At 53.5% G+C, this 486-nt stretch carries 1 protein-coding gene; it reads right to left on the bottom strand.

All coding sequences use genetic code 11. The annotated features are described in order from the left end of the window. Window positions 1–60: 60 nt before the first annotated feature. Window positions 61–486: DDE-type integrase/transposase/recombinase (locus Q1A75_RS24070; RefSeq protein WP_299593623.1), on the bottom strand; the 426-nt coding region annotated here is incomplete at its 5' end.

Here is a 486-nt window from a genome sequence, read left to right as displayed (position 1 = left end):
AGAGGTGGTCCTAGATTTTCGACCAATTTGCAGCCGGTTTAAGATGGATCAGGGGTTCATTTAGGCTGCTATTCTCATCGGTTCTGTTCTGCTGGCATAGGCCTCATTGGGGGTCAACAAGCCATGCGTCGAGTGCGGGCGTTCGACGTTGTAGTACTTCAGCCACCTGCCGATCCGGGCGCGCGTTTCTGATCCTGTCTCAAACGCGTTCAGGTAAACGCATTCATATTTCAGCGACCTCCACAGCCGTTCGATCATACGGTTGTCGCGCCAGGCACCTTTCCCGTCCATGCTGATCTTGATCTTTGCCTCGGTCAGCACGTCAATCCAGGCACCACTGGTGAACTGGCTGCCTTGATCGCTGTTGAAGATTTCAGGCGTGCCATGTTTTGCGATGGCCTCTTTCAAAGCTTCCACGCAAAAGTCCGCGTCCATGCTGTTGGAAAGACGCCAAGCCAGCACCTTGCGGCTGTACCAATCCATAAT

Origin of the sequence: uncultured Tateyamaria sp. (genome assembly GCF_947504105.1) — a bacterium.
In the GTDB taxonomy this organism is placed as follows: domain Bacteria; phylum Pseudomonadota; class Alphaproteobacteria; order Rhodobacterales; family Rhodobacteraceae; genus Tateyamaria.
The sequence above is the reverse complement of the archived record's forward strand: the minus strand, read 5'-3'. Positions and strand labels throughout refer to the sequence as shown.